We start from the raw sequence: 22,037 nt of genomic DNA on the forward strand, positions 1-22,037 counted from the left end.
CCGTACCGTCGTACTGTCTTCGACGATGCGCCTTGCCCTGAGGATCTTGTTGGACGCTTCTTAAGGAACGGTGCCCCGAACGATGCGGAAGACCCGTCCGCCGGCGCTCACCACATACAGTTCGCCCGCGCCGTCGCGACCGAACGAGACGACCTGGCCGGCCGCGCCCAGGCCCCAGTCGCGCTGTTCGACGATGCCGGCGCCGGTGGCGAAGAAGCTCTTGATATAGCCCCTGCAATAATCCGAATAAAAATAGCGCCCGGCCAGTTCAGGGATCGCCGTTCCCCGATACACATAGCCGCCGGTAATCGAACAGCCGTTGACCTCGTTCGCGCCATGCTCGTACTCGAACGCAGGGAGGGTCAGGCCGGTGCGGTCGCAGGTGGTGGCGCCGAAGCAGGCCGTGCCTTCCATGATGTCCCAACCATAGTTCAGGCCGCCCTGGGAGGCCGCGGCGATGTTCACCTCCTCGCGTGCGTCCTGGCCGACGTCGGCCGTATACAGCTGTTCGCCGTCGAAGGCGAAGCGCCACGGGTTGCGCAGGCCGTAGGCCCAGATTTCGGCGCGCCGTCCAGCCCCGTTCACGTAGGGATTGGTGGCCGGGATCGTGTACGGCTGGGCCACAGTGGCGCTGCGCACGTCCACCCGCAGCATCTTGCCGAGCAACGAAGTCAGGTTCTGGGCGTTGCCGAACGGATCGCCGGCGCCGCCGCCATCGCCCGTCGCGGCGTACAGGAAGCCATCGGGCCCGAAGGCGACGAGGCCGCCGAAATGGTTCTGGAACTGCGGGTGGGGGATGCGCAGGATGGTCAGCGCCGAGGTCGGGTCGGCGACGTTCGGCGTTGGGGAGGAGCCGTAGCGCTCGACGACAATGTTCAGGAACGGGTCGGTGTAATAGATATAGAAATAGCCGTTGCTGGCGAAATTCGGGTCGAAGGCCATCGACAGCAAACCGCCTTCGCCGCCGGCAAAGACGTTGGCGCTGATGTCGAGCCAGGGCTGGGTGAGCGTGGCGCCATTGCGCACGATGCGGATCACGCCGCGCCGCTCGAGCACGAACAGGCGGTCGTCGCCTGGCGGCGCGGTGACGAAAGTCGGGCTGGTGAAGGTGGGGCCGATATCCTGCAGCGCCAGTGTCAGCGCCGTACTTGCATAGGCCACGGTGGCCATTGCCGTGGCGCCGGCCGTGACGACGACGCTCTGCGTAGCTGGGGCCGGCGTATAGGTCGCGTTGCCGACGCTGACGCTGGCAGCGGCGACACTGTAGGAGCCGGGTGCCAGGTTGTTCAGGGTTTGGGTACTGATCACATCCTGGGCGAAGTTGTTCGGCCCCGTGACGCGTACCGTGGCATTCGTACCAGCGGGAAGGGAATTGACGACGACCTGCAGGGAGCCGGTGGTCGCGCCTGGGGGCGCTGGCGGGGGTGAAACGGCGCCGGGATCGCCGCCTCCGCCGCCGCAACCGGCCAGCAGCAGGAGGAAAAACACAAGCGGCACGAGCGGCAGCGACAGCAAAAACATCCGTGCGCGATCGACCAGCATGATGGGCCTCTACAGGATTCGGGACTCCGCACGCCGATACTGCCAGTGATGTTGAACGGGCCGCGCACGCTTCGCCGCAGCAATTGCCCCGGGAATAGTTATGGGGCGGCCGGCGGGCGCTGGCGGGCCTTGGCGACCACGCCTCGCGGATCGATCAGGATCACGTACTCGGCAAACCGCTCGCCGCCCGCGGGCGACTGGTAGACCCAGACCTCGAAGCCACTGTCGAAGACGACGGACTTGGTGTTGCCGAAGGCGGCCAGCAGCTCGGCCTTGGTGGTACGGCCGGGTACGACCGTCGTAGCGAGCCGGTCGGCCGCTACCTGGGTGCCGGGCGGGGCGGGACCGGTGGCGCAGCCCGCCAGGAGCAGGGCTGCAAGGAGGAGGGCGCACGTCTTCATGGGGCCACCTCCGGCGCCGGCGCGGGGGCGTCGGTCATGTACTCGAACTCGATGATCGTATCGTCGGGCCAGCTCGCATCCCAGATCGGCGCGAAATACGTGCGATCGAGCAGCACCTGGCAATCGCAGAAGGGCAGGTCGGCGGGCGTTTTTTCGCCGCCGTGATAGAGCATCTTGAACGGCAATTCCTCGACCCGGCTGCCCACGCGCAGGCGCACCGAAAAGATCGGGCGCTCGGCAAAAAACAGGTAATTGCCGTTGGGGCTGTTGCAGACCTGGTCGGGGCCGGTGAGCACATCCGAGATCCAGCCGAACAGGGGCGAGCTGTTCGACACCAGCCCGGCTTCCACGCCGACCCGGCATTCGAGGCGCAGGTCGCCCAGGCGCCTTGTGCCGGGTGGCAAGCCGGGCGTGTTGATGGCGGCGCGCCAGGTCATGCTGGTGGTCTTGCGGTTCGCGAGCACGGCCGCGTTTTCGCGCAGCGCTTGTTCATTGCGGGGCAACACGAAGCTGTTGTCGGGTGCAACGGGCACCGGCACTGTCACCGTGTCCCCGGCCACGCGCAGGGTGATGCCTTCCATCTTGACGTCCGGGGTGCGGGGCAGCAGGCGGAAACGCAGGCTGGCGGCGGGGGCGAGGGCACGCTCGCGTTCGAAGCGTTCCATGCCCTGGATCATCTTGCGGTAGGATTTGTCGACCGGATCACGTGTGCTGGTCACGTTCACGGTGGCGACGGGAGACTGCGGAGATTGCTGCGCCATGCTGGCGGCCGGGACGGCGGCCAGCATGGCGCATGTTACGCTAACACTTAGAACAAGGCAGCGTGCGAGCGGCCGCATGCCGGTTACCAGTAGCGGACCCGGCCGGTGTCCATGTGCACGAACTGCGAATCGGCGTAATAGCCGACGCCGCCGCCGCGTGCCGCCATGGCTGCCTTGTGCACGTGGACGAGGTTCTTGCCCGGCACCCGGATGTCGATGGCCTTGCCGTCCATGTGCATGCTGTGCTTGGCCACGCCATTGCCGTTGGCAGCGAGCTTGGCGTTCGATTCCGGCGAGCGGTAGCCCGAAATGATGTGCAGTTGCGTGTCGCCGAACTTGCTGCCGACTTCATTGAGCAGCACCAGCAGTTTCGGATCGATCGGCGCGATCTTGTTGTTGCGGTGGTCGCGCAACAGCTTGTTGATGTCTTGCAGTGCGTCCGGAATGAACTGGCCCTCGGCCCAAAAAACGCTCTTCAGGCTTTCGCCGGTGTGCGTGTTGTACAGGCGCAGGACACGTTCGCCTTGTGCAGGCTGGGCAGCTTTTGCCAGGCCGGGCACGGCAATCACGGAAGCGAGTGCAACAGAGCTTTTGAGGAAAGAGCGTCGCTGGGTCATTGAGAGCATCCTTACGCAGGTTCAGAAACAACGATGATAACCCGATTCCGTTATCTTTGCAGTCGATACGTGAGAAATGCAACACGATGACGGAAGGTTAATAACTTTTAAAGGAGATTTGCATGCAATTCAACCAACTTGCCCAACGCGCCGCGGTCAGTTTCGTTATCTCTTGCGCAGCGCTTCCCGCTGCTGCCCAAGTGGAGGCGACCGGCGCGCCCCCGGACGCGAAGGGGTGGCGTGCCGAGACCGTCACCAGCGCCCTGCCGCAAGCGTGGAGCATGGCCTGGCTGCCGGACGGGCGCATGCTCGTCACCGGCAAGGACGGCACGCTGCACCTGGTCGCCGCCGGCAACGTCCAGGCGGTGCCGATGGAAGGCCTGCCGATCGTGATGGACAGCGGCCAGGGCGGCCTGCTCGACATCGCCGTGCATCCCGCCGACAAGGGCCCGAATGTGCGCGTCTACATGACGATGGCAAACGGTACGACGGACGACAACCGCACCGCCCTGGTACAGGGTGTCTTCGACGGCAAGCGGGTGCACGGCATCAAGACCCTGTTCCGTGCCTCGCCGTCGAAGACGGGCGGCCAGCACTTCGGCTCGCGCATCGTGTTCATGGCGGACGGCAACCTGCTGATGAGCATTGGCGACGGCGGCAATCCGCCCCAGCGCATCGGCAATATGCTGGCGCGCGACCAGGCCCAGAACCTCGGCAGCCACAACGGCTCGGTCCTGCGCCTGAGCGCCGACGGCAAGGCGGCGCCGGGCAATCCGCTGGCGGGCAGGCAGGGCGCGCTGCCGGAAATCTGGTCTTACGGGCACCGCAATATCCAGGGTATGGCGGTCGATGCGGCGGGGCGGGTGTTTGCGAGCGAGCATGGTCCGCGCGGCGGCGACGAGATCAACCGCATCGAGGGCGGCAGGAATTACGGCTGGCCGATCCAGACGCACGGCCTAGACTACACCACCCGCGTGGCCGTCGGGAAACCCAGCGTGCCGGGCATGGTCGATCCGCTGCTGGCATGGTCGCCGTCGCCGGCGCCGTCCGGCCTGGCGGTGTACACCGGCACCGCCTTCCCGCAATGGCGCGGCAGCCTGTTTGCCGGCAACCTGGCGGCGATGGATGTGCGCCGCATCGAGTTCGATGCGGCCGGCAAGGTCGCGAAGCAGGAAAGGCTGTCGATCGGCAAGCGCGTGCGCGACGTGCGCCAGGGGCCGGACGGCCACCTGTACGTGCTGACCGACGAATCAAACTCGCGCATCCTGCGCATCGTGCCGGACAAGTCCTGAGGAGAATGCAATGACTGACTTTTCGATCGATCTCGCGAGCACTGCACTGGTGCTCATCGACCTGCAAAACGGCAACGTCGGGCGCGCACTGGCGCCGTATTCCGCCGAGCAGGTGCTCGGCAACTGCGTGCTGCTGGCCGGCGAAATGCGCGACCGCGGGGCCATGGTGATCTATGTGCGGGTCTTGATGAACGAGCTGCAGTCGCCCTTGGCGGACGCGCCGCTGCGCCCACCGGGCGCGCCCGCGCCGGCGCCCGACGCCTCGCACCTGGCGCCGGACTGCGGGGTGGAGGCAACGGACATCGTCATCACCAAGCGCCAGTGGGGCGCCTTCTATGGCACCGAGCTCGACCAGTTGCTGCGGCGGCGCCATATCAAGACCCTGGTGCTGGGCGGCATCGTCACGAATTTTGGTGTGGAATCGACGGCGCGCGCGGCGCATGACCGCGGCTATGCGCTGGTGTTTGCCGAGGATGCGATGAGCGGCATCACGGCGGAGGCGCACGAGTTCGCTTGCCGCAATACCTTCCGGGTGATGGGACGGGTACGCAGCACGCGGGAATTGATCGATGCCTTGCAGGCGGGGACCGGGGACGCGTAGAGGGCTTACGCCGCTTCGCGAATCTGCGCCGTGATCTCGTACGAGCGCAGGCGCGCGGCGTGGTCGAAGATCTGTGACGTGATCATCAGCTCGTCGGGGCGGGTGTGGGCGATGAAGGCCTTCATCTGGGCTGCCACGGTGGCCGGCGCGCCGATTGCCGAGCACGACAGCACGCTGTCGAGCATCGCGCGTTCCTGCGGGGCGAGGATATCGAGGTAGCCGCGCACCGGGGGCTGCAGCCGCGACGGGCGGCCGCTGCGCAGGTTCACAAACGCCTGCTGCATCGAAGTCGCCTGGAACTGCGCTTCCTCATCGGTGTCTGCCGCGAATACGTTAAAACCGAGCATGACGTACGGCTTGTCGAGCTGGCTCGAGGGCTTGAAGTTGGCGCGGTACATGTCGATCGCCTGCATCATCATCTGCGGCGCGAAGTGCGAGGCAAAGGCGTAGGGCAGCCCGAGGTGGGCGGCGAGCTGGGCGCCGAACAGGCTCGAGCCCAGGATCCACAGCGGCACCTCCAGGCCTGCGCCCGGGATGGCCTTGACCTGGCGGCGCGGCGAATCGGCGAAATAATCCTGCAGCTCAAGGACGTCCTGCGGGAATTCGTCGGCGTCGGAGGCCAGGTTGCGGCGCAGGGCGCGCGCAGTGATATGGTCGGAACCCGGGGCGCGGCCCAGGCCGAGGTCGATGCGTCCCGGGAACAGCGACTCGAGCGTGCCGAACTGCTCGGCGATCACCAGCGGCGAGTGGTTCGGCAGCATGATGCCGCCGGCGCCGACGCGGATGCGCGAGGTGCCGGCCGCCACATAGCCGATCAGCACCGAGGTGGCGGCGCTGGCGATGCCCGGCATGCCATGGTGTTCGGCCAGCCAGAATCGGTTGTAGCCCCAGCGTTCGCCATGCTGGGCGAGGTCGAGGGAATGGTGGAAAGAAGCGCGCGCATCGCTGCCTTCGGCGATCGGCGAGAGGTCGAGTATGGATAAGGGAATCATGAGCCGCATGATACGCCGAAGGTTTTTTTTTCGCTGTCCGGGTCGCAAAAAGCGGCCGGTGCGCCGGCTGCGGCCTGCCCGGCGTGTAAATATTGACCAGGGAAAATGGCTTGCCTATGATGGGCCTCTTCCGCGCCCGCGCCTCCGCCCAGGCCGCATCCGCCATCTGCTCGTTCCAGGGTTTCCCATGCATCGTTTTTCCCTTCGTGCGCTGCGTCTGCTGAAGGACGCAAACACGGCCGCCATCGCCGGTGCAGGCCTCGCACTCCTGGCCGCCGGCTGCGCCGGCGTGCCGCAACCTCGCAGCGGTGACGCGGGTGCATATACCGAGCTCGACAGCAGCCAGTTCGCGCGCATCGATGCCGCCATCGGCGCCGCGATCGCGCAGCAGCAGATGCCCGGTGCGGTGTTCCACCTGGAACGGGGCGGCGCCCGGTACGAACGGGCCTACGGGCGCTTCACCCATGAGCCCGGCGCCCCGGGCGTGACGCTCGACACCGTATTCGATGCGGCCTCGCTCTCCAAGGTGCTGGCCACCGCTCCGTCGATCCTGCTGCTGCTCGAGGACGGCAAGCTCGACCTGGAGGGGAAACTCGCCGCGTATTTCCCGGAGTGCGCCGGCGGCGGCAAGGACGCGATCACGATCCGCCAGCTGCTGACCCATACCTCGGGCCTGGGCGCCGGGCTGCCCGCAAGAACGAACGGAACCGGCGCCGCCTGGAGCGGCGACGCCGCGGCCTTTGCGCTGGCCTGTGCCCAGCCGCTCAAGCATGCGCCGGGCAGTTTTTTCACCTATTCCGACATCAATTACGTGCTGCTCGGCCAGCTCGTGCGGCGCGTGTCCGGCATGCCGATCGACGAGTTTGCGCGGCAGCGCATCTTCCTGCCGCTCGGCATGAAGCACACCGGCTACCTGCCGCTGCGCCGCCTGCCTGCACAACGCATCGCGCCGACGCAGCGGGCGCCGGCCGCCGGCCCGATCGCACCGCACGGCGACCTCGCCGGGGGCGCCACCCTGCAAGGCGTGGTGCACGATCCGACGGTGCGCCGGATGGGCGGCGTGGCCGGTTCCGCCGGCGTGTTCAGCACGGTGCACGACATCGCCCGCTTCGCCCGCATGCTGCTGGGCGAGGGCGAGCTCGATGGCACCAGGGTGTTGTCGCGCGCCAGCGTGCGCCTGCTGGGCACGGTGCAGACGCCGCCCGGCATGGCCGCCCTGCGTGGGCTGGGCATGGACATCGATTCGCCGTTTGCGCTGCGCCCGCGCGGCGCGCTGTTCCCGGTCGGCAGCTACGGCCATACGGGTTTCACCGGCTGCGTGCTGTGGATCGACCCCGCTTCACGCAGCTTTTATGTGTTCCTGTCGAACCGCGTCTACCCGGACGACAAGGGCAACGTGCTGCCGCTGTACACCGAGCTCGGCACCCTGGCGGCGCAGGCCGCGCGGGTAGCGGCGGACCCCTCGAAGCAGCCGGTGGCAAGCCGCTGATGACTGGTTTTTACTTGCCGAAAGGCTAGCGTGCGCTGCTTCCATGTCGACCTCCCTACACTCGGCAACTCACATGTTGTTGATATTGTTGAGTTTTTTAGCCCCCGGGATATTAGGAGATAGATATGAAAATTCATAAATTGTTGAAAGCAATGCTCGGTGCGTCAGTCGCGGCAGCGATGGCGATGTCGTTTAACGCCAGCGCCCAGACGAGCGGCTCGGGCAGCTCGGGTTCGCAGGCAAGCGACCAGACCTCAAGTACCGACACCAGCAAGAGCAAGAAAAAGCAGAAGAAGAGCAAGTCCAGCCAGAGCGGCTCGAGCAGCAGCGGCACGACCGGCTCCAGCGGTACCTCCAGCAGCGCGAGCGGCGCAGCGGGCACCGGGGCGACGGGCACTACCGATAGCGGCACCACGGGCACCACGGGCGCCAGCGGGACGTCGGGCACCACGGGCTCGATGGGCACCGGCACCAGCGGGACCTCAGGCACGAGCGGCACGATGGGCACCGGTACCAGCGGCACGAGCGGCACCAGCGGTTCGGTCGACACCGGCACGAGCGGTGCGATGGGGACGGCTGGTGGTGCGAAGGGTGTGGGCAGCAGCGGCGGGGCTGGCACGACCGACGCTACCGGCACTACCGGCACCAGCGGCACCAGCGGCACCAGCGGCACCAGCGGCACCAGCGGCACGACTGGCACTTCGGGCACCAGCGGTACTTCCGGCACGAGCGGCACTTCGGGCACTACCGGCACCACCGGGACTTCTGGCACCAGCGGTACGTCCGGCACAAGCGGCACCAGCGGCACGTCCGGCACCTCGGGTACTACCGGTGCTTCGGGCACCAGCACCGGTACCGGCGGCGGCACGAGCGGACGCGGCTACTGATCCTGCGGTCGTTCCAGGCCCGCGTGAGGCGCGGGCAAAAAAAAACACCAGCCAAAGGCTGGTGTTTGCATGTCCTGCGCGGGTGCCGGCGTCGTGCCGGGCCGACGGTGGCCGCGCCGGCCTGGCGCGCCGCTTACACCTTGCGCACGAATTCCGATTTCAGGCTCATCGCCCCGAAGCCGTCGATCTTGCAGTCGATATCGTGATCGCTGTCGACCAGGCGGATGTTCTTGACCTTCGTACCCTGCTTGATGACGCCGCCGGAGCCCTTCGGCTTCAGGTCCTTGATGACGGTCACGGTATCGCCGTCCTGCAGCAGGTTGCCGGCCGCGTCGCGGTACACGCGCGCCGTCTCGGCACCGGGGCCGCCGGATTGCGCCGACCCGGGTTGCGCCAACCACTCGTGGCCGCATTCAGGGCAGGTCAACGTGCCGCCATCCTCATAGGTATAGGTGGAGTGGCAGGCGGGGCAGGGAGGCAGGGCGGTCATGGGAAGGATTCGATTCGAAAACGGCGAGTATAACGCCCCGGCTGGCGCGGCCCCAGGGTGGCGCGGCCATCAGGCATGGCGCGCCAACCCGCGTACGCTCGTCAGGCCGCGTGGCGCAAGGCCAGCATGTCCCTGGCCGGCGCAGGTGCCGTGGTGGCCGCGCCCACCGTGTTCGCGGCGTGCTGGTCGAAGCGGAAGGTCGACACCAGTTGCGTCAGCGCGTAGGCCTGCTCGCGCATCGCTTCCGATGCGGCGGCCGCTTCCTCGACCAGCGCCGCATTTTGCTGGGTGACCTGGTCCATCTGCGCAATCGCCCCGTTCACCTGTTCGATGCCGACCGATTGTTCCTGGCTGGCCAGGGCGATGTCCGACATGATCGTGGTGACGCGCCCGATGCTCTCGACAACTTCCTGCATCGTCGCGCCGGCTTCGGATACCAGGCGGCTGCCTTCCTCGACCTTGTCGACCGAGTCGCCGATCAGGCCCTTGATTTCCTTCGCGGCGCCGGCCGCACGTCCGGCCAGGGTGCGCACTTCGGAGGCGACGACGGCGAAGCCGCGGCCCTGCTCGCCGGCGCGCGCCGCCTCGACCGCCGCATTCAGGGCGAGGATATTGGTCTGGAAAGCGATGCCGTCGATGACGGCAATGATGTCGACGATTTTCTTCGACGACGCGGTGATGGCGTCCATGGTCTGCACCACGCGCTCGACGGTGCCGCCGCCGCGGCTGGCCACGTCGGACGCCGATTGCGCCAGTGCGTTGGCCGCACGGGCATTGTCGGCATTCTGGCGCACGGTCGACGTCAGCTCTTCCATCGAGGAGGCGGTTTCCTCCAGCGAACTGGCCTGCTGCTCGGTGCGCGCCGACAGTTCGAGGTTGCCGACCGAGATCTGGTCGGCGGCGCTGGCGATCGTTTCAGTACTGTTTCGCACCTGGCTGACGATGCCCACCAGGTTCTCGTTCATGTCCTTGAGCGCACCCATCAGCGCGCCGGTCTCGCTGCTGCCGCCGGCTTCGATGCGGCTGCTCAGGTCGCCTTTTGCGACCGTCTGCGCCACCGCCAGCGCCTCGCGCACGGGCGTCGTGATCGCGCGGCCGATCAGGATGGCGAAAGCGATGCCGGCGGCCAGGGCAACGCCTGACAAGGCCAGCTGCAGGTGGCGGCTCGCCTCGAATGCATCGGCGATCGCCGCACTGTCGGTGTCCATGGCGGCCTTCTGGTAGGCGACCAGGCGGCGCACGCTTTCCACATACGTGCCGACCTTCGGCACCATGTCGGTTTCGAAGAACCTGGCCGCCGCCTCCACTTCGCCGTCGGCCTTCTGCTTGAATGCGTTCTTGCGTGCGTCGCGGTAGGCCTCGCGCGCCGCCAGGATATCCGCGAACAGGGCACTGGCCGCGGCGTCCCCGGCCACGCTTGCCTTGGTGGCGGCCTGGAGCACATCCGCCCGCTTCGAGGAAAGCGCCATGGCGTCCATGAAAAACTTTTCTGCGGCAGGATCGGCCAGCTTTGCCACCGCGAGCGTGCGCGCTGCATTGACTTCGATAATCGACAACCACTCATCCAGCCGGTCGGTATGGTGCATGCTTTCCCCAAGGAGGCGGGCATTGAGCGCGTTGACCTTCTGGTTCTGTGCCAGGCCGACACCAACGAGGACCAGCATCAGTAACAGGACCGTGCCGAAACCGGCGACGAGGAGGGTACGGATTTTGTAGTTGTTCAGCTTCATGGACGACCTTGCAACCCGGTGAGGAAGTGATGAATTAACGTTATTTCCGTATGGAAATCTCACCGATTCTTGCACTTTCCTGAAATTTCGTCGTGAACAATTACGTGGGGACCGCGCATTTCGACGAAATGTGGCGGTAAGGCAACGGAACGGCTGAGCAGCCTAACTGCCGGCTATTGCTGGGGCGTGCGTTCGAGCTTGCGCACATCGAGGCCCTGGCGGGCGAGGCGCGCGACCAGCGCATCGTAGGCCGCCTTCTCGACCGTGGGGGTGCGCGCCAGGATCCACAGGTATTCGCGCCCCGGTTCGCTGACCGCCGCCAGTGCATAGTCGGGGTCGAGGTCGATGACCCAGTAGTTGCCCCACACGATAGGAATGAAGGAGAGGATTGCAGGCGCGAAGCGCACCTTCAGCCGAGGCGACGCCGCGTCGCCGATCTGGCGCGCCACACCCGTCGCGACATCGGTGCTGCCGTCGGCCAGGCGGCAACGGTTCTCGACCTGGACGCGGCCGTCGGGCAGGGCCAGATAGGTGGCCGTCGTGAAGCCGGTGCACTTGCGCTGGAAACGGTTCGGGAACTTCGCGATTTCATACCAGGTGCCCAGGTAGCGCGGCAGGTCGAGCGCCGGGATCGTCTGCAGCTCGGCGGGCGCGGCCTGGGCATTGCTGGCTGCCCAGGCTTTCACTCCCAGCAGCACGAGTGATGCGAGCAGGGCGCCGCGCAAGAGGGAGGGGCGGGTCGTCATAGCATCTCGTTCGTTCGGCCATCGCCGGCAAAAAAAAACGCCAACCGGCAGCGGTTGGCGTCACGGGTCACCTACCCGGCCGGCTTACTCCGACTTGGCCTGTTGCGCCTGCAGCTGGTCGCGCAGCTGGTGCGGGGCAACGTGGGTGTAATCCTTGTTGAACTCCGTCTTGATGAGGGGCTTGAGGTGCGGATCGAAATTGGCACGCAGCGAGCCCAGGAACTGGGGCGAGGCCGACAGCACGATGTGGTCGAACAGGCCTTCCTGGTGGGATTTCATCAGGAATTTGGAGATGTCCTTGGCGAACAGTTCGGTCTCGTGCTCGGCGGGCGTCTGGTTCGGCTCGTACATCGAGGTGGGGGCGCCGGAAGCACCGCCGCTTGGGGCATTGTTGTGAACCGCCGCGCCGCTCTGGGCGCTGCCGATGCTGTGGCTGCTCTTGCCTGCCGCCCGCGGTCCCAGCCTGTCGGTCTCGGACTCTTGCGTGCGCAGGCGCGCGCCGTTGTTCACCATGTCCTGCAATTCCTGCAGTGGTTCTGCTGGATCGTTTTCAGAAAAGAACCTTGCCCGGCCGGCGTTGGCCGTGATAATCCAGGTTGTTGGCATGCTACCCCCTGTCAATAATGAATCGTGAATGATGTTCGATCTGCATGCTGATCGTCGCGTAAATTCAGTATAGCATCGGGGTCCGGAACCCCGACGCACGCAGGTGAGGGGCATGCCGGGCGCCGGTTCTCGCGCGGGTTCGGCACAATGAAAAAATGATTGAACGCATTTCCTAATTGGTCGAAATGGGATATCGAGTATGGCAAACGAGAAACAGGACACGCAATACGGCACCCCATCCAATTTCGTAAAAGGGACGGCACCATGCAGCGCACGCTGATCGTCCTGGGCCTTGCCATTGCCGCGATCGGCGTCGCCTGGCCCTGGCTGCGCCGCTTGCCTTTCGGGCGCCTGCCCGGCGACATCCACATCGTGCGCGAGGGCTTCAGCTTCAATTTCCCGATCGTCACCTGCATCGTCATTTCGGTGGTGGTCAGCATCCTCCTCTGGCTGTTCCGGCGCTAGCATCCTCCCTTGGCAGGCTCTGCCATTTGCATTAGCATCCTCCGGTTCACAACTATTCCAGTCCGGAGACACCATGAAGCGTACCTTGTGCAGCAGTCTGATCGCGGGGCTGTTTGCCGTCGCCTCCCACGCCGGCGCCGCCCCTTCTTCCGCCGCCTCGGGCGTCGACGTCGCGGCGGTCGATACCGGCGTGCGCGCACAGGACGACTTCTTCCGTTACAGCCAGGGCAAGTGGCTGAAAGACGTCGAGATCCCGTCGGACCGTTCGAGCTGGGGCGCCTTCAACGTCGCCCAGGACAAGGTCGAGGGCCAGGTGCGCGACATTGTCGAAGGCGCTGCCGCTGTGAAGGGCGCCAGGGCCGTCGCCAAGGCGGGATCGCAGGCGCAGAAGATGGGCGACTACTACACCAGCTATATTGACCAGGCGCGCCGCGACGCGCTGGGCCTGGCGCCGCTCAAGAAGGAACTGGCGCGCGTGGCGGCACTGAAGGACAAAGAGGGCGTCGCGCCCCTGTCGGCGTACTTCTCGCGCATCGGCGCCGGCGCGCCGCTCGATATGTATGTCGGCCAGGACAACCGCGATTCGACCCGCCTCATCGTCGGCATCAGCCAGTCGGGCCTGGGGCTGCCGAACCGCGACTATTACCTGCAGGACGACGCGCGCCTGAAAGACATCGCCGCGAAGTACCAGGCCCACATCGAAAAGATGCTGGCGCTGGCCGGCCACGCCGACGCCGCCGCCAAGGCCGCGCAGGTCGTGGCCCTGGAAAAGGAAATCGCGCGCGTGCAGTGGAGCGCCGTCGAAAACCGCGACCCGGTCAAGCGCTACAACAAGCTCTCGCTGGCGCAACTGAAGGACCTGATGCCCGGCTTCGACTGGAAGGCCTATACGAAGGGCACGGGCATTGCCGGCAAGGTCGACTCGCTCATCGTCAACCAGCCGAGCTACCTGGCCGGCCTGGACAAGCTCATCGCCGCCACGCCGGTCGAGGTGTGGAAATCGTATTTCGAATTCCGCCTGCTCAGCAGCTATGCGCCTTATCTGTCGCAGCCGTTCGTCGACGAGAGCTTCGCCTTCCGCGGCGCCGTGCTGTCGGGCGCGAAGGAAAACCGGGCGATCGAGAAGCTGGCCATTGCCCAGGTCAACCGCGACCTCTCCGAAATCGTCGGCAAGGTGTATGTCGAGAAGCACTTCCCGGCCGAGCGCAAACAGCAGGTCGAAGCGATGGTGAAGAATTTCGTGATCGCCTTTCGCGAAGGCATCCAGACGCTCGACTGGATGAGCGAGGACACCAAGAAGCAGGCGCAATTAAAACTGTCGAAAATGAAGGCGAAGATCGGCTACCCGGAGAAGTGGCGCGATTACTCATCCCTGAAAATCGAACGGGGCGACCTGGTCGGCAACGTGATGCGCTCGCGCGAATTCGGCCACCAGTACAGCATCGCCAAGCTGGGTAAACCAGTCGACCGCGCCGCCTGGAGCATGTCGCCGCAGACCGTCAATGCCTATTACAGCCCGACCCTGAACGAAGTCGTGTTCCCGGCCGCCCGCCTGCAGTATCCGCTGTACGACGCCGACGCCGAACCGGCCGTCAACTACGGCTCGGTCGGCATTTCGATCGGCCACGAGATCAGCCATGCGTTCGACGACAAGGGCTCGCAGTTCGACGGCGATGGCAACCTGCGCAACTGGTGGACGAAAGAGGATGCCGAAAAATTCGCCGCGCGCGGCAAGGTGCTGGTGGCCCAGTACGGCGCCTACAGCCCGCTGGCCGGCTACAACGTGAATGGCGAACTGACGCTGGGCGAAAACATCGCCGACAACGCAGGCGCCATCATGGCCACCCGCGCCTACAAGATCTACCTGGCCGGCAAACCGGCGCCGACCATCGACGGCTTCACCGCCGAGCAGCGCCTGTTCATGGGCCTGGCCCAGGCCCGGCGCGGCAAGGCGCGCGACGCCGCCCTGATCTCGCAAGTGAAATCCGACCCGCACTCGCCGTCGGAATTCCGCGTCAACGGCAGCATGCGCAACCACCCGGGCTTCTACGAAGTCTACGGTGTGAAGCCGGGCGACAAGATGTACCTGGCGCCGGATCAGCGCGTCATTTTCTGGTGAGAGGCGTTTTCTTTACCTCGGCACGCCAAACACCTGCGTCCAGTAGGCAAAGCCCGGCATCTTTGCCCGGCGGATGTCGTAGCCCGCACCCATTTCGGTGAACGCCGGGTTCATCAGGTTGGCGCAGTGGCCGGGGCTCTCGATCCAGCCGGCCACCGTTTCCTGGGCTGAGGTCTGGCCGGCCGCGATGTTTTCCCCGATCAGGCGCCAGCGGTAGCCGGCGCGCTCGGCGCGCGCTCCGACTTCGCTGCCGTCCGTTCCCTTGTGCTCGAAATGGCGGTTGGTCGCCATGTCGCGGCTGTGCGCCACTGCGGCGGCAGCGAGCGCGCCGTTCCAGGCGACGGGAGCTGCCGCCCCGAAGGCACGCGTGCCGCAGTTGCGCGGCCTGGCGCGCGCCTGGTTCACGGCATCGAGGATCTGGCGGCCCACCGCTTCCTGTGCGGGCAGCGCCAGCGGCGTCATCGGCCGTGCCAGCACGATCGTCCATTCGTCGCCGCGGCGGGTAACGCCGATGTCGACAGCCCCGGGATTGAGCAGCACGCGGCAGTAAGGCTGGCGGATCACCTCCATCGCGGCCGCGGCGTCCTGAGGCCCGCCGACATGGATGACCTCGGAATGGACCGCGTAATAGCCGACGTTTGCCAGGGCGGACTCGGGGAAGGTGCCGGCGCCGACGCGTACCCGCGCCAACGCGGCGTTCGGACGCAGGGCCGGCGCCGGCGTCAGGCGGCGTCCTTCGCAACTCGCGGGCGCGGCGCGGTAGTCGTTGATCAGGGCGATGAGTCCGGTATTGGTTTGCGCATGCGCGACGCCCGGCAGGGTGGCTAGCAGGGCTGCAACTGAGACAGCCAAGGCGACAAGCGCGCCGGTGCGGACCGGGAAAATACGAAACATTGGCATGACGACTCTGCAAAGCGGAGGTTAGTCTGGAGAGCAGCATATCTCAGCCTGACGCTTCGTGCGTGCGCCGCGCTTGGCGCGAGGCGAACACGTCTCTAGCATTGAATTTTCTGTCGAGAAATTTTACATGCGAGTTGGATAATTATAGTTTCCTTAAATAAACATGTAAATATTCAGGCACTTAGGCAAGCTGGCACATCAATTGCATATATACAATTATAGTTTCTGATTGTTAATATAAATAGTGACGATGTCACAAAACCTAGGGAATAACATGTTCAAGAATACGATGCAACTTGCGGTACTGAGCGCTGTGACCGCACTGGCCACGCCAGGCTTTGCCCATGCCGCACTGATCACTTCGACTGGCGACGTGGGATTCACTGCAAAGGATACGGTCACCGATAGCCTGAACCCCGGTATGGCTGCGCACGATGCGGCACGCAAAACCAATGTCCTCATGCATACGACCCAGCTCGCGGCATTCGACAGCAAAAAAGGCGTGCTGACCGGTGTGAATGTCGCGCTCAAATCGTCCTATACCCATACGACACATGTCACCACCAGCGGCACGTCAGACGGTAGCAACAGCAGCAACTCCAGCGCGACAGGCACCGGCACGAGCGCCATTCAACTGGTCATGCCAGGCAAGGTCACGGGTGCCAGCGCTTCGCGCACCCTTACTGACGACTGTGTCGGCAAGCAGAAGAGCGCTTGCATCCTGCCCGGGTCGTCCTCCACTGTCGCGTCGAACCTGTCGGTGGATGCGGCGAACCTGGATGCCTATGCGGCCGCCGGCCCTGGCGCCACGGTCAATGTGGACCATGTTGCCACCTCGCTGACGGCCAGGACCCTGACGAATACCTTCAATACGAACAACGTCGCCACGACCACAACCACCGCCGACTGGACCGGCACGCTCAATGCCACCTACAGCTACCTGCAGCATGCGGCCCAGTCGTTCGATGCATCGGGCTCGAACGTCCTGAGCCTGGACTTCGGCTCCGTCTACCTCGGCGATAGCGTGGCGGAGCGCGCGTTCTCGGTCTTTAACCTGGCCAGCGCCACACTGGGTAACCGTGTCGGCCTGAGCATGACCAGCTTTTCCGGCAGCGGCGACGCTGGCATGTTCGCGACCAACCTGTCGACCTTCGGCAAGTTGAACGAGGGTGACAGCAAGGACTACAGTGTTTCTTTCCTCAATGGTACGGTTGGCAAGTTCGGCAGCACTTATGAGATGGTGTTTGCCGACGTCGCACCGGATGTCGCTTACGCCGCCAATACGCTGGGTTCGGGCTACAAGCTGACCCTCAACCTGGTTGGCGAGGTGCTCGAGAAGCCGGCCGAACCGGTCGAAGTGCCGGCGCCTGCCTCCCTGCTGCTGTTGGGCATGGGTGCCCTCGCTTTCGGCGCTGCGCGTCGCCGCAAGGCCTGACTGCCGCTTGCAGGGCAGGCAGGTCGTCATACCGGCTAGCGCGCGCCGGTCAGGCCTGCGCTTGCACCCAGGCCGCCGAGCGCGTTGCCCTCGCCGTCCTGGCTGGCCAGCATCGGTGAAATGTCCGGATCGCGCGAGAACTCGTCCGCGAAGAAGGAGACGAAGTGGCCGATCTTGATCGAGGGCCGGCGCGCCGGCTGGAATACGACGTTCAGCGGCAGCGGCGGTAAGCGATAACGCGTCAGGATCGGTTTCACCCGTCCGGCGCGGATGTCGTCGCCGTACACCCACTGCGGCGTGTAGCAGATGCCGAGCCCCTCGACCACGGCCTGGCGGATCGCTTCGGAACTGTTCGACTGCAGGTGGCCGTTGACATGCACCGTGTGCTGGGCGCCGTCCTCGCCCTGGAAACTCCACTCGTTGAGGTTGGCCAGGCCCGTGTAGACGATGCACTGGTGCGCGCGCAGCTCGTTCGGATGTTGCGGCTCGCCGTGCTGCGCAAGGTAGCCGGGCGAGGCGAGGGCGGCGCGGTGCGCGGTGCCGATGCGGCGCGCGATCAGCCGGCTGTCCTTCAGCTCTCCCACGCGAAAAGCCACGTCGATGCCGCCGACGACCAGGTCGACAAAGCTGTCGTCGAGCTGCAGGTCGATTTTCAGCTTCGGGTAGCGCGCGAAAAAGCTTCCTAATCGCGGCACGATGTGCAGGCGCCCGAACGAGACCGGCGCGGCCACGCGCAGCACGCCCGAGATTTCGTTTTCGGTGCGCTGGATCTCGACCCGTGCTTCCTCGAGCGTGTCGAGCACCTGGCGGCAGCGCTCGTAGTAGCGCTTGCCCGCTTCGGTCAGCGCATGGCTGCGCGTCGAGCGCACCAGCAGTTTCGCGCCGAGCAGGGTTTCCAGCGCCTGCACCTGCTTGCTGATGCTGGACTGGGTGCTGCGCTCCTCGCGCGCGACGGCCGAGAAGTTGCCGGTCTCGACCACCCGGACAAAGGTTTCCATCAATTGCAGGCGATCCATCTCATCTCCAACTCGGCTCCCACCTATTCCCGTCAGGAATAGATCATATCATTCGTGTGGTCTACCCAGCTGCGCCAGGAATACTCATACTGTGAATTGTAGTGGCTGCCGGCGATTACCCCCATGGGGGTGCCGCGACCGGCGGCCCGGATATCGACCAACTTGAAGAAACGGACCCGGACATGACCCAGCAACTGTTTCAACCCACCCGCATCGGCGACATCGAGGTTGCCAACCGTGTCGTGATGGCGCCATTGACCCGCAGCCGTGCCGACGAGCCGGCCGGCGACGTGCCGGGCAGCGCCATGAACATCGAATACTATCGCCAGCGCAGCAACGCCGGCCTGATCATCAGCGAGGGCACGCAAGTGTCGCCGGTCGGCAAGGGCTACATGGCCACGCCGGGCATCTATTCCGACGCGCAGGTCGAAGGCTGGAAGCCGATCACCCAGGCCGTGCACGACGCCGGCTCGAAGATCGTCGCCCAGATCTGGCACGTCGGCCGCGTGACGCACCCGAACCTGACCGGCGGCGTGCAGCCGATCGCCCCCTCGGCCGTGGCGCCGAAAGTGGTGGCCTACACCCGTGCCGGCAAGGTCGATGTGGTAGAGCCGCGTGCGCTGGCGCTGGAAGAAATCAGGGACATCGTCGGCGAATACCGCCGCGGCGCCGCCAACGCCATCCGCGCCGGTTTCGACGGCATCGAACTGCACGGGGCCAATGGCTACCTGATCGACCAGTTCCTGCGCGACGGCGCCAACAAGCGCACCGACGAATACGGCGGCTCGATCGAAAACCGCTGCCGCTTCGCCCTCGAAGTGGTCGACGCCGTGGTCGCCGAAATCGGCGCCGGCCGCGTGGGCATCCGCCTGTCGCCGGTGACGCCGGCCAACGACCTGGCCGACAGCAACCCGCAAGCCGTGTTCGCTTACCTGATCGAGGAACTGAACAAGCGCGGTATCGCCTTCATCCACTTCATCGAAGGCGCCACCGGCGGCCCGCGCGACGTGCCGGGTTTCGATTTCGCATGGGCACGCCAGGCGTTCAAGGGCACCTATATCGCCAACAACGGCTACACCCGTGAGATGGCGATCGACGCGGTCAAATCGGGCCGGGCCGATGCGGTGGCCTTTGGCCGCCTCTACATCGCCAACCCGGACCTGGTGCAGCGCCTGCAGCAGGACGCACCGCTGAACGTGCCGAACCCGCTGACCTTCTACACGCATGGCGAAGTGGGGTATATCGATTACCCGACGCTGGACCAGGCGGCGTAAGCAGGTCGATCCCTGAAGAAAAAGCCAACCCGAGGGTTGGCTTTTTCTATTTTAAATGTCCCGTCCTGGCTGCCGGGCTTGCCTCAGTTCGAACCGCCCTTTACGGGAGCCGCCGCCGGACCCGGTACGGCAGTCGCCGTCGCGCCGGTGACGCCATCATTCATGCTGATGCGGATCAGGGCAGGATAGGCGTAGGCTGCGCCGGAGAAGGCGTCGACCATGGCGCCGATGGGGAACAGGATGTTGCCGGCCACTGTATACCCGGTCTTCGATTTGACCCGCACGATGCTCGTTGGCAGGCCCGGTTTGTCGCAGGTGACGGTCATGTCGCCATAGTCACGGAACACGCGCAGGCTGCCGGGCGTGGTGATGTAGTAGAAGCCCTTCTTGTTCTGCAGTTTGCACGTTGCGCCGCTGACAGGGCCGGCCGGGGAGTAGGTTTCCACGGAGACGACCTGCTCGTCGCCAGTCGTGACGGACGCACAGCCGGTCATGCCGGCCAGTGCGAGCAGGCCGCCCAGTGTGAGGCCGGTGCGGATGAGGGTCGTGGTGCGCATGGTCTTTCCTTGTAGTGGTGCAGGACCGTTGCCGGCCCATTCTTTATAGAAAATTATTGCACGAAATATATCAGCAAAAGCGCGCAGGCAAGCACCCTGTTGCGTGCACGCTTGCCACCTGCTTGCTATCGCCTGCACGATTACCCGAGCGCCATTGACCCGCTCAGCATTACAATTGGTGCAACTATCCAGGGAAACTGCCATGCGACTTCGCGCCATCCTCTCAGCCTGCCTGCTCGCTGCAAGCCTTGCACCACCGGCCCATTCACAGACGGTCGTCAGGATCGGCACCGCCTCGCCGCTCTCCGGCCCCGGCGCCCACCAGGGCAAGGACATCGAAAACGGCGCCCGCATGGCGATCGACGACCTCAACGCCAGGGGCATTGTCATCGGCGGGCAAAAAGTAAAATGGGTGCTGCAGCCCGAGGACGACGCCAGCGATCCGAAGACGGGTACCGCGGTTGCGCAAAAGCTCGTCGATGCGAAGGTGGCGGCAGTCGTCGGCCACCTGAATTCGGGGCCGACGGTGCCGGCCTCGAAAATCTATGCGAACGCGGGCATTCCCCAGATCTCGCCGGCGGCCACCACGCCGCTCTACACGAACCAGGGTTTCAAGACCGCGTTCCGGGTCGTGGCCAACGACAACCTGGTCGGCAGCACGATGGCGAACTATGCGATCACGACGCTGAAAGCGCGCAAGATCGCCGTCATCGATGACCGCACCGCCTTCGGCCAGGGCCTGGCCGACGAATTCATCAAGGGCGTCAAGCGTGCCGGCGCGGCCAGCGGCGCGTCCATCGTCAGCCGCCAGTTCACGCACGACAAGGCGACCGATTTCAACGCCATCCTCACGCAAATCCGCGCGCGCGATCCGGACGTGATTTTCTACGGCGGCATGGACGCCGTGGCCGGCCCCATGCTCAAGCAGATGAAGGCGCTCGGGCTGCGCGCGAAAATGGTCGCCGGTGACGGCATCTGCTCGGAAAAGCTGCCGCTGCTGGCGGGCGACGCGCTTGGCGACGACAAGGTGTTCTGCGTCGTGGCGGGCGGCGTGAGCGGGGCGCAGGAAGCCGGTTTCAATGCGTTTAACGAGCGCTACCGCCAGCGCTACAAGATGGAAGTGCAGACCTACGCGCCATATGCCTACGATGCGACCATGGTGTTCGCCGCCGCCATGCAGAAAGCCGGTTCCGTCGAGCCGGCCAAGTTCCTGCCCACGCTGGCGCAAATCAAGCACGAGGGCATCACCGGCACCATCGCGTTCGACCCGAAGGGCGACCTGCGCAACGCCGCACTGACCCTCTACACCTACCGCAAGGGCAAGAAGACCAAGCTGCAAGTGCTGCGCTAAGCACTGACTACGAGCTGGGAGACATGGCTCCCCTCAGTGGCCGGGTCAAGATCCAGGCAATTCGTGGCGGACCAGACGGGGGGCTGAATATTGAGATAAGCGATGACCAACCCGAGGAAACGCATCGTATCTGTCTGTCCTGGAGTCTTATGCGCGCCAACGGCGCAGTCGGGCAACAGGGATGCATGAGGCAAGCTTGCCGAAATGGGAAAGCTATTTACCTATTGGCAGGTTCGAGACGAGATGCATGGACGACAGTTCCTTTGCCTGGTCCTGCCCAGGAAAGAAGTTAAATCTGCTTCTCGTTTATCTTCATGGAGAGGCGAGCAAAGACGATACGGTGCTGGCCCCAACTGGAAGCAATAACGTCAGTGCGGCTTTTGAATCAGCGATTCCAGAATGGCGGGCGGAGGGTATTGGTAGCCCTGGCGCCGGCGTAGTAAACAGGATAAAAGCCGGATATCGTTTGTCCTTACCTGCTTTTTATTTTGGACTAATTAGTTGTGTAGTATGGATACGAAATACAACAGGAACGAAGAATCCCAAGGCAGCAGGATTTCGACTGGCATTGCCTGGGTCAGGTCCGGGATGGAATCGATTGGCTGTGTGATCCGTTACGCTTCTTGTAGTGTAAGCAAGAGCTGAAACACGAGGCCAGCGCAGGCGGCCCGTGTTTCACCTGCACTTTGCAGGCAAGGCAGGCGTGCGACGCTTGACTGCTTTTTCGGACTATGCAAGGTCCGCGGCGTCGATTTTCACAACGATC

22 protein-coding genes are annotated in these 22,037 nt (G+C 64.8%); 9 read left to right on the forward strand and 13 right to left on the reverse strand.

Annotated features, from left to right (window positions below; all coding sequences use genetic code 11):
- Positions 1-60 precede the first annotated feature (60 nt).
- The 4 genes from ACFPN5_RS07700 to ACFPN5_RS07715 all read right to left on the reverse strand — a co-directional run bounded on the left by ACFPN5_RS07700 (position 61) and on the right by ACFPN5_RS07715 (position 3,321).
- Positions 61-1,542: a PQQ-dependent sugar dehydrogenase gene (locus tag ACFPN5_RS07700; RefSeq protein ID WP_379781780.1), complete on the reverse strand. Its 1,482-nt coding sequence runs from the start codon at positions 1,540-1,542 to the stop codon at positions 61-63.
- Positions 1,543-1,640: 98 nt separating this feature from the next.
- Positions 1,641-1,943, reverse strand: coding sequence for a hypothetical protein (locus tag ACFPN5_RS07705; protein WP_379781782.1), 303 nt, complete (start codon positions 1,941-1,943; stop codon positions 1,641-1,643).
- Positions 1,940-2,731: a hypothetical protein gene (locus ACFPN5_RS07710; RefSeq protein ID WP_379781784.1), complete on the reverse strand. Its 792-nt coding sequence runs from the start codon at positions 2,729-2,731 to the stop codon at positions 1,940-1,942. Before ACFPN5_RS07710 ends, ACFPN5_RS07705 begins: the two co-directional genes overlap by 4 nt.
- A 56-nt stretch (positions 2,732-2,787) precedes the next feature.
- Positions 2,788-3,321, reverse strand: a complete 534-nt coding sequence (locus ACFPN5_RS07715; RefSeq protein WP_379781786.1) for a peptidoglycan L,D-endopeptidase MepK — start codon at positions 3,319-3,321, stop codon at positions 2,788-2,790.
- Between the two features lie 122 nt (positions 3,322-3,443).
- Here ACFPN5_RS07715 and ACFPN5_RS07720 point away from each other — a divergent pair, with 122 nt between their 5' ends.
- Together ACFPN5_RS07720 and ACFPN5_RS07725 are read left to right on the forward strand one after the other, a co-directional pair.
- The gene (locus ACFPN5_RS07720; RefSeq protein WP_379781788.1) at positions 3,444-4,613 is read left to right on the forward strand and encodes a PQQ-dependent sugar dehydrogenase; all 1,170 of its coding nucleotides are present in this window, start codon (positions 3,444-3,446) and stop codon (positions 4,611-4,613) included.
- Positions 4,614-4,623: 10 nt separating this feature from the next.
- On the forward strand, positions 4,624-5,214 hold the full coding sequence (locus ACFPN5_RS07725) for an isochorismatase family protein (protein ID WP_379781790.1): 591 nt from the start codon (positions 4,624-4,626) through the stop codon (positions 5,212-5,214).
- 5 nt (positions 5,215-5,219) lie between these two features.
- On the opposite strand, the gene ACFPN5_RS07730 is transcribed toward ACFPN5_RS07725, so the two are convergent.
- A complete protein-coding gene (locus ACFPN5_RS07730; protein WP_379781792.1) occupies positions 5,220-6,206 on the reverse strand; it encodes an LLM class flavin-dependent oxidoreductase in 987 nt (328 codons plus the stop codon).
- A gap of 187 nt (positions 6,207-6,393) precedes the next feature.
- Here ACFPN5_RS07730 and ACFPN5_RS07735 point away from each other — a divergent pair, with 187 nt between their 5' ends.
- Positions 6,394-7,695, forward strand: a complete 1,302-nt coding sequence (locus tag ACFPN5_RS07735; RefSeq protein WP_379781794.1) for a serine hydrolase domain-containing protein — start codon at positions 6,394-6,396, stop codon at positions 7,693-7,695.
- 133 nt (positions 7,696-7,828) lie between these two features.
- On the opposite strand, the gene ACFPN5_RS07740 is transcribed toward ACFPN5_RS07735, so the two are convergent.
- The 5 genes from ACFPN5_RS07740 to ACFPN5_RS07760 form a co-directional block, all read right to left on the reverse strand.
- The gene (locus ACFPN5_RS07740) at positions 7,829-8,563 is read right to left on the reverse strand and encodes a hypothetical protein (protein ID WP_379781796.1); all 735 of its coding nucleotides are present in this window, start codon (positions 8,561-8,563) and stop codon (positions 7,829-7,831) included.
- Positions 8,564-8,715: 152 nt separating this feature from the next.
- Positions 8,716-9,072: a zinc ribbon domain-containing protein YjdM gene (locus ACFPN5_RS07745; RefSeq protein WP_379781798.1), complete on the reverse strand. Its 357-nt coding sequence runs from the start codon at positions 9,070-9,072 to the stop codon at positions 8,716-8,718.
- 101 nt (positions 9,073-9,173) lie between these two features.
- On the reverse strand, positions 9,174-10,802 hold the full coding sequence (locus ACFPN5_RS07750; protein ID WP_379781800.1) for a methyl-accepting chemotaxis protein: 1,629 nt from the start codon (positions 10,800-10,802) through the stop codon (positions 9,174-9,176).
- Between the two features lie 173 nt (positions 10,803-10,975).
- Entirely contained in the window at positions 10,976-11,548 is a 573-nt protein-coding gene (locus ACFPN5_RS07755) for a lipocalin family protein (protein WP_379781802.1), read from the reverse strand.
- 84 nt (positions 11,549-11,632) lie between these two features.
- Complete coding sequence (locus tag ACFPN5_RS07760; protein WP_379781804.1) at positions 11,633-12,154, reverse strand: host attachment protein; 522 nt, start codon at positions 12,152-12,154, stop codon at positions 11,633-11,635.
- A 264-nt stretch (positions 12,155-12,418) separates the two neighbouring features.
- Here ACFPN5_RS07760 and ACFPN5_RS07765 point away from each other — a divergent pair, with 264 nt between their 5' ends.
- Together ACFPN5_RS07765 and ACFPN5_RS07770 are read left to right on the forward strand one after the other, a co-directional pair.
- Positions 12,419-12,619, forward strand: coding sequence for a DUF2905 domain-containing protein (locus ACFPN5_RS07765; RefSeq protein ID WP_379781806.1), 201 nt, complete (start codon positions 12,419-12,421; stop codon positions 12,617-12,619).
- A 73-nt stretch (positions 12,620-12,692) separates the two neighbouring features.
- Positions 12,693-14,738, forward strand: a complete 2,046-nt coding sequence (locus ACFPN5_RS07770) for a M13 family metallopeptidase (protein ID WP_379781808.1) — start codon at positions 12,693-12,695, stop codon at positions 14,736-14,738.
- A 12-nt stretch (positions 14,739-14,750) separates the two neighbouring features.
- Here ACFPN5_RS07770 and ACFPN5_RS07775 read toward each other — a convergent pair whose 3' ends face one another.
- Positions 14,751-15,638: a CAP domain-containing protein gene (locus ACFPN5_RS07775; protein WP_379781810.1), complete on the reverse strand. Its 888-nt coding sequence runs from the start codon at positions 15,636-15,638 to the stop codon at positions 14,751-14,753.
- A 274-nt stretch (positions 15,639-15,912) separates the two neighbouring features.
- Between ACFPN5_RS07775 and ACFPN5_RS07780 the strand changes: the two genes are divergently transcribed.
- Positions 15,913-17,073: a PEP-CTERM sorting domain-containing protein gene (locus ACFPN5_RS07780; RefSeq protein ID WP_379781812.1), complete on the forward strand. Its 1,161-nt coding sequence runs from the start codon at positions 15,913-15,915 to the stop codon at positions 17,071-17,073.
- 35 nt (positions 17,074-17,108) lie between these two features.
- On the opposite strand, the gene ACFPN5_RS07785 is transcribed toward ACFPN5_RS07780, so the two are convergent.
- Entirely contained in the window at positions 17,109-18,089 is a 981-nt protein-coding gene (locus ACFPN5_RS07785; RefSeq protein WP_379781814.1) for a LysR family transcriptional regulator, read from the reverse strand.
- Positions 18,090-18,271: 182 nt separating this feature from the next.
- On the opposite strand from ACFPN5_RS07785, the gene ACFPN5_RS07790 reads away from it, so the two are divergent.
- Positions 18,272-19,363, forward strand: coding sequence for an alkene reductase (locus ACFPN5_RS07790; RefSeq protein ID WP_379781816.1), 1,092 nt, complete (start codon positions 18,272-18,274; stop codon positions 19,361-19,363).
- A gap of 83 nt (positions 19,364-19,446) precedes the next feature.
- On the opposite strand, the gene ACFPN5_RS07795 is transcribed toward ACFPN5_RS07790, so the two are convergent.
- The gene (locus ACFPN5_RS07795; RefSeq protein WP_379781818.1) at positions 19,447-19,920 is read right to left on the reverse strand and encodes a hypothetical protein; all 474 of its coding nucleotides are present in this window, start codon (positions 19,918-19,920) and stop codon (positions 19,447-19,449) included.
- A 202-nt stretch (positions 19,921-20,122) separates the two neighbouring features.
- On the opposite strand from ACFPN5_RS07795, the gene ACFPN5_RS07800 reads away from it, so the two are divergent.
- Together ACFPN5_RS07800 and ACFPN5_RS07805 are read left to right on the forward strand one after the other, a co-directional pair.
- Positions 20,123-21,271, forward strand: coding sequence for a branched-chain amino acid ABC transporter substrate-binding protein (locus tag ACFPN5_RS07800; protein WP_379781820.1), 1,149 nt, complete (start codon positions 20,123-20,125; stop codon positions 21,269-21,271).
- Positions 21,272-21,518: 247 nt separating this feature from the next.
- On the forward strand, positions 21,519-21,881 hold the full coding sequence (locus ACFPN5_RS07805; RefSeq protein WP_379781822.1) for a hypothetical protein: 363 nt from the start codon (positions 21,519-21,521) through the stop codon (positions 21,879-21,881).
- The last annotated feature ends 156 nt before the right edge of the window (positions 21,882-22,037 follow it).

The organism is Massilia niabensis, assembly GCF_042655085.1.
In the GTDB taxonomy this organism is placed as follows: domain Bacteria; phylum Pseudomonadota; class Gammaproteobacteria; order Burkholderiales; family Burkholderiaceae_D; genus Telluria; species Telluria niabensis.

What these genes read in the sequence shown, in the direction of transcription:
- ACFPN5_RS07700 (WP_379781780.1), bottom strand. Translation starts at nt 1,542, where the DNA reads ATGCTGGTCGATCGCGCACGGATGTTTTTGCTGTCGCTGCCGCTCGTG.
- ACFPN5_RS07705 (WP_379781782.1), bottom strand. Translation starts at nt 1,943, where the DNA reads ATGAAGACGTGCGCCCTCCTCCTTGCAGCCCTGCTCCTGGCGGGCTGC.
- ACFPN5_RS07710 (WP_379781784.1), bottom strand. Translation starts at nt 2,731, where the DNA reads ATGCTGGCCGCCGTCCCGGCCGCCAGCATGGCGCAGCAATCTCCGCAG.
- ACFPN5_RS07715 (WP_379781786.1), bottom strand. Translation starts at nt 3,321, where the DNA reads ATGACCCAGCGACGCTCTTTCCTCAAAAGCTCTGTTGCACTCGCTTCC.
- ACFPN5_RS07720 (WP_379781788.1), top strand. Translation starts at nt 3,444, where the DNA reads ATGCAATTCAACCAACTTGCCCAACGCGCCGCGGTCAGTTTCGTTATC.
- ACFPN5_RS07725 (WP_379781790.1), top strand. Translation starts at nt 4,624, where the DNA reads ATGACTGACTTTTCGATCGATCTCGCGAGCACTGCACTGGTGCTCATC.
- ACFPN5_RS07730 (WP_379781792.1), bottom strand. Translation starts at nt 6,206, where the DNA reads ATGATTCCCTTATCCATACTCGACCTCTCGCCGATCGCCGAAGGCAGC.
- ACFPN5_RS07735 (WP_379781794.1), top strand. Translation starts at nt 6,394, where the DNA reads ATGCATCGTTTTTCCCTTCGTGCGCTGCGTCTGCTGAAGGACGCAAAC.
- ACFPN5_RS07745 (WP_379781798.1), bottom strand. Translation starts at nt 9,072, where the DNA reads ATGACCGCCCTGCCTCCCTGCCCCGCCTGCCACTCCACCTATACCTAT.
- ACFPN5_RS07750 (WP_379781800.1), bottom strand. Translation starts at nt 10,802, where the DNA reads ATGAAGCTGAACAACTACAAAATCCGTACCCTCCTCGTCGCCGGTTTC.
- ACFPN5_RS07755 (WP_379781802.1), bottom strand. Translation starts at nt 11,548, where the DNA reads ATGACGACCCGCCCCTCCCTCTTGCGCGGCGCCCTGCTCGCATCACTC.
- ACFPN5_RS07760 (WP_379781804.1), bottom strand. Translation starts at nt 12,154, where the DNA reads ATGCCAACAACCTGGATTATCACGGCCAACGCCGGCCGGGCAAGGTTC.
- ACFPN5_RS07765 (WP_379781806.1), top strand. Translation starts at nt 12,419, where the DNA reads ATGCAGCGCACGCTGATCGTCCTGGGCCTTGCCATTGCCGCGATCGGC.
- ACFPN5_RS07770 (WP_379781808.1), top strand. Translation starts at nt 12,693, where the DNA reads ATGAAGCGTACCTTGTGCAGCAGTCTGATCGCGGGGCTGTTTGCCGTC.
- ACFPN5_RS07775 (WP_379781810.1), bottom strand. Translation starts at nt 15,638, where the DNA reads ATGCCAATGTTTCGTATTTTCCCGGTCCGCACCGGCGCGCTTGTCGCC.
- ACFPN5_RS07780 (WP_379781812.1), top strand. Translation starts at nt 15,913, where the DNA reads ATGTTCAAGAATACGATGCAACTTGCGGTACTGAGCGCTGTGACCGCA.
- ACFPN5_RS07785 (WP_379781814.1), bottom strand. Translation starts at nt 18,089, where the DNA reads ATGGATCGCCTGCAATTGATGGAAACCTTTGTCCGGGTGGTCGAGACC.
- ACFPN5_RS07790 (WP_379781816.1), top strand. Translation starts at nt 18,272, where the DNA reads ATGACCCAGCAACTGTTTCAACCCACCCGCATCGGCGACATCGAGGTT.
- ACFPN5_RS07795 (WP_379781818.1), bottom strand. Translation starts at nt 19,920, where the DNA reads ATGCGCACCACGACCCTCATCCGCACCGGCCTCACACTGGGCGGCCTG.
- ACFPN5_RS07800 (WP_379781820.1), top strand. Translation starts at nt 20,123, where the DNA reads ATGCGACTTCGCGCCATCCTCTCAGCCTGCCTGCTCGCTGCAAGCCTT.
- ACFPN5_RS07805 (WP_379781822.1), top strand. Translation starts at nt 21,519, where the DNA reads ATGGACGACAGTTCCTTTGCCTGGTCCTGCCCAGGAAAGAAGTTAAAT.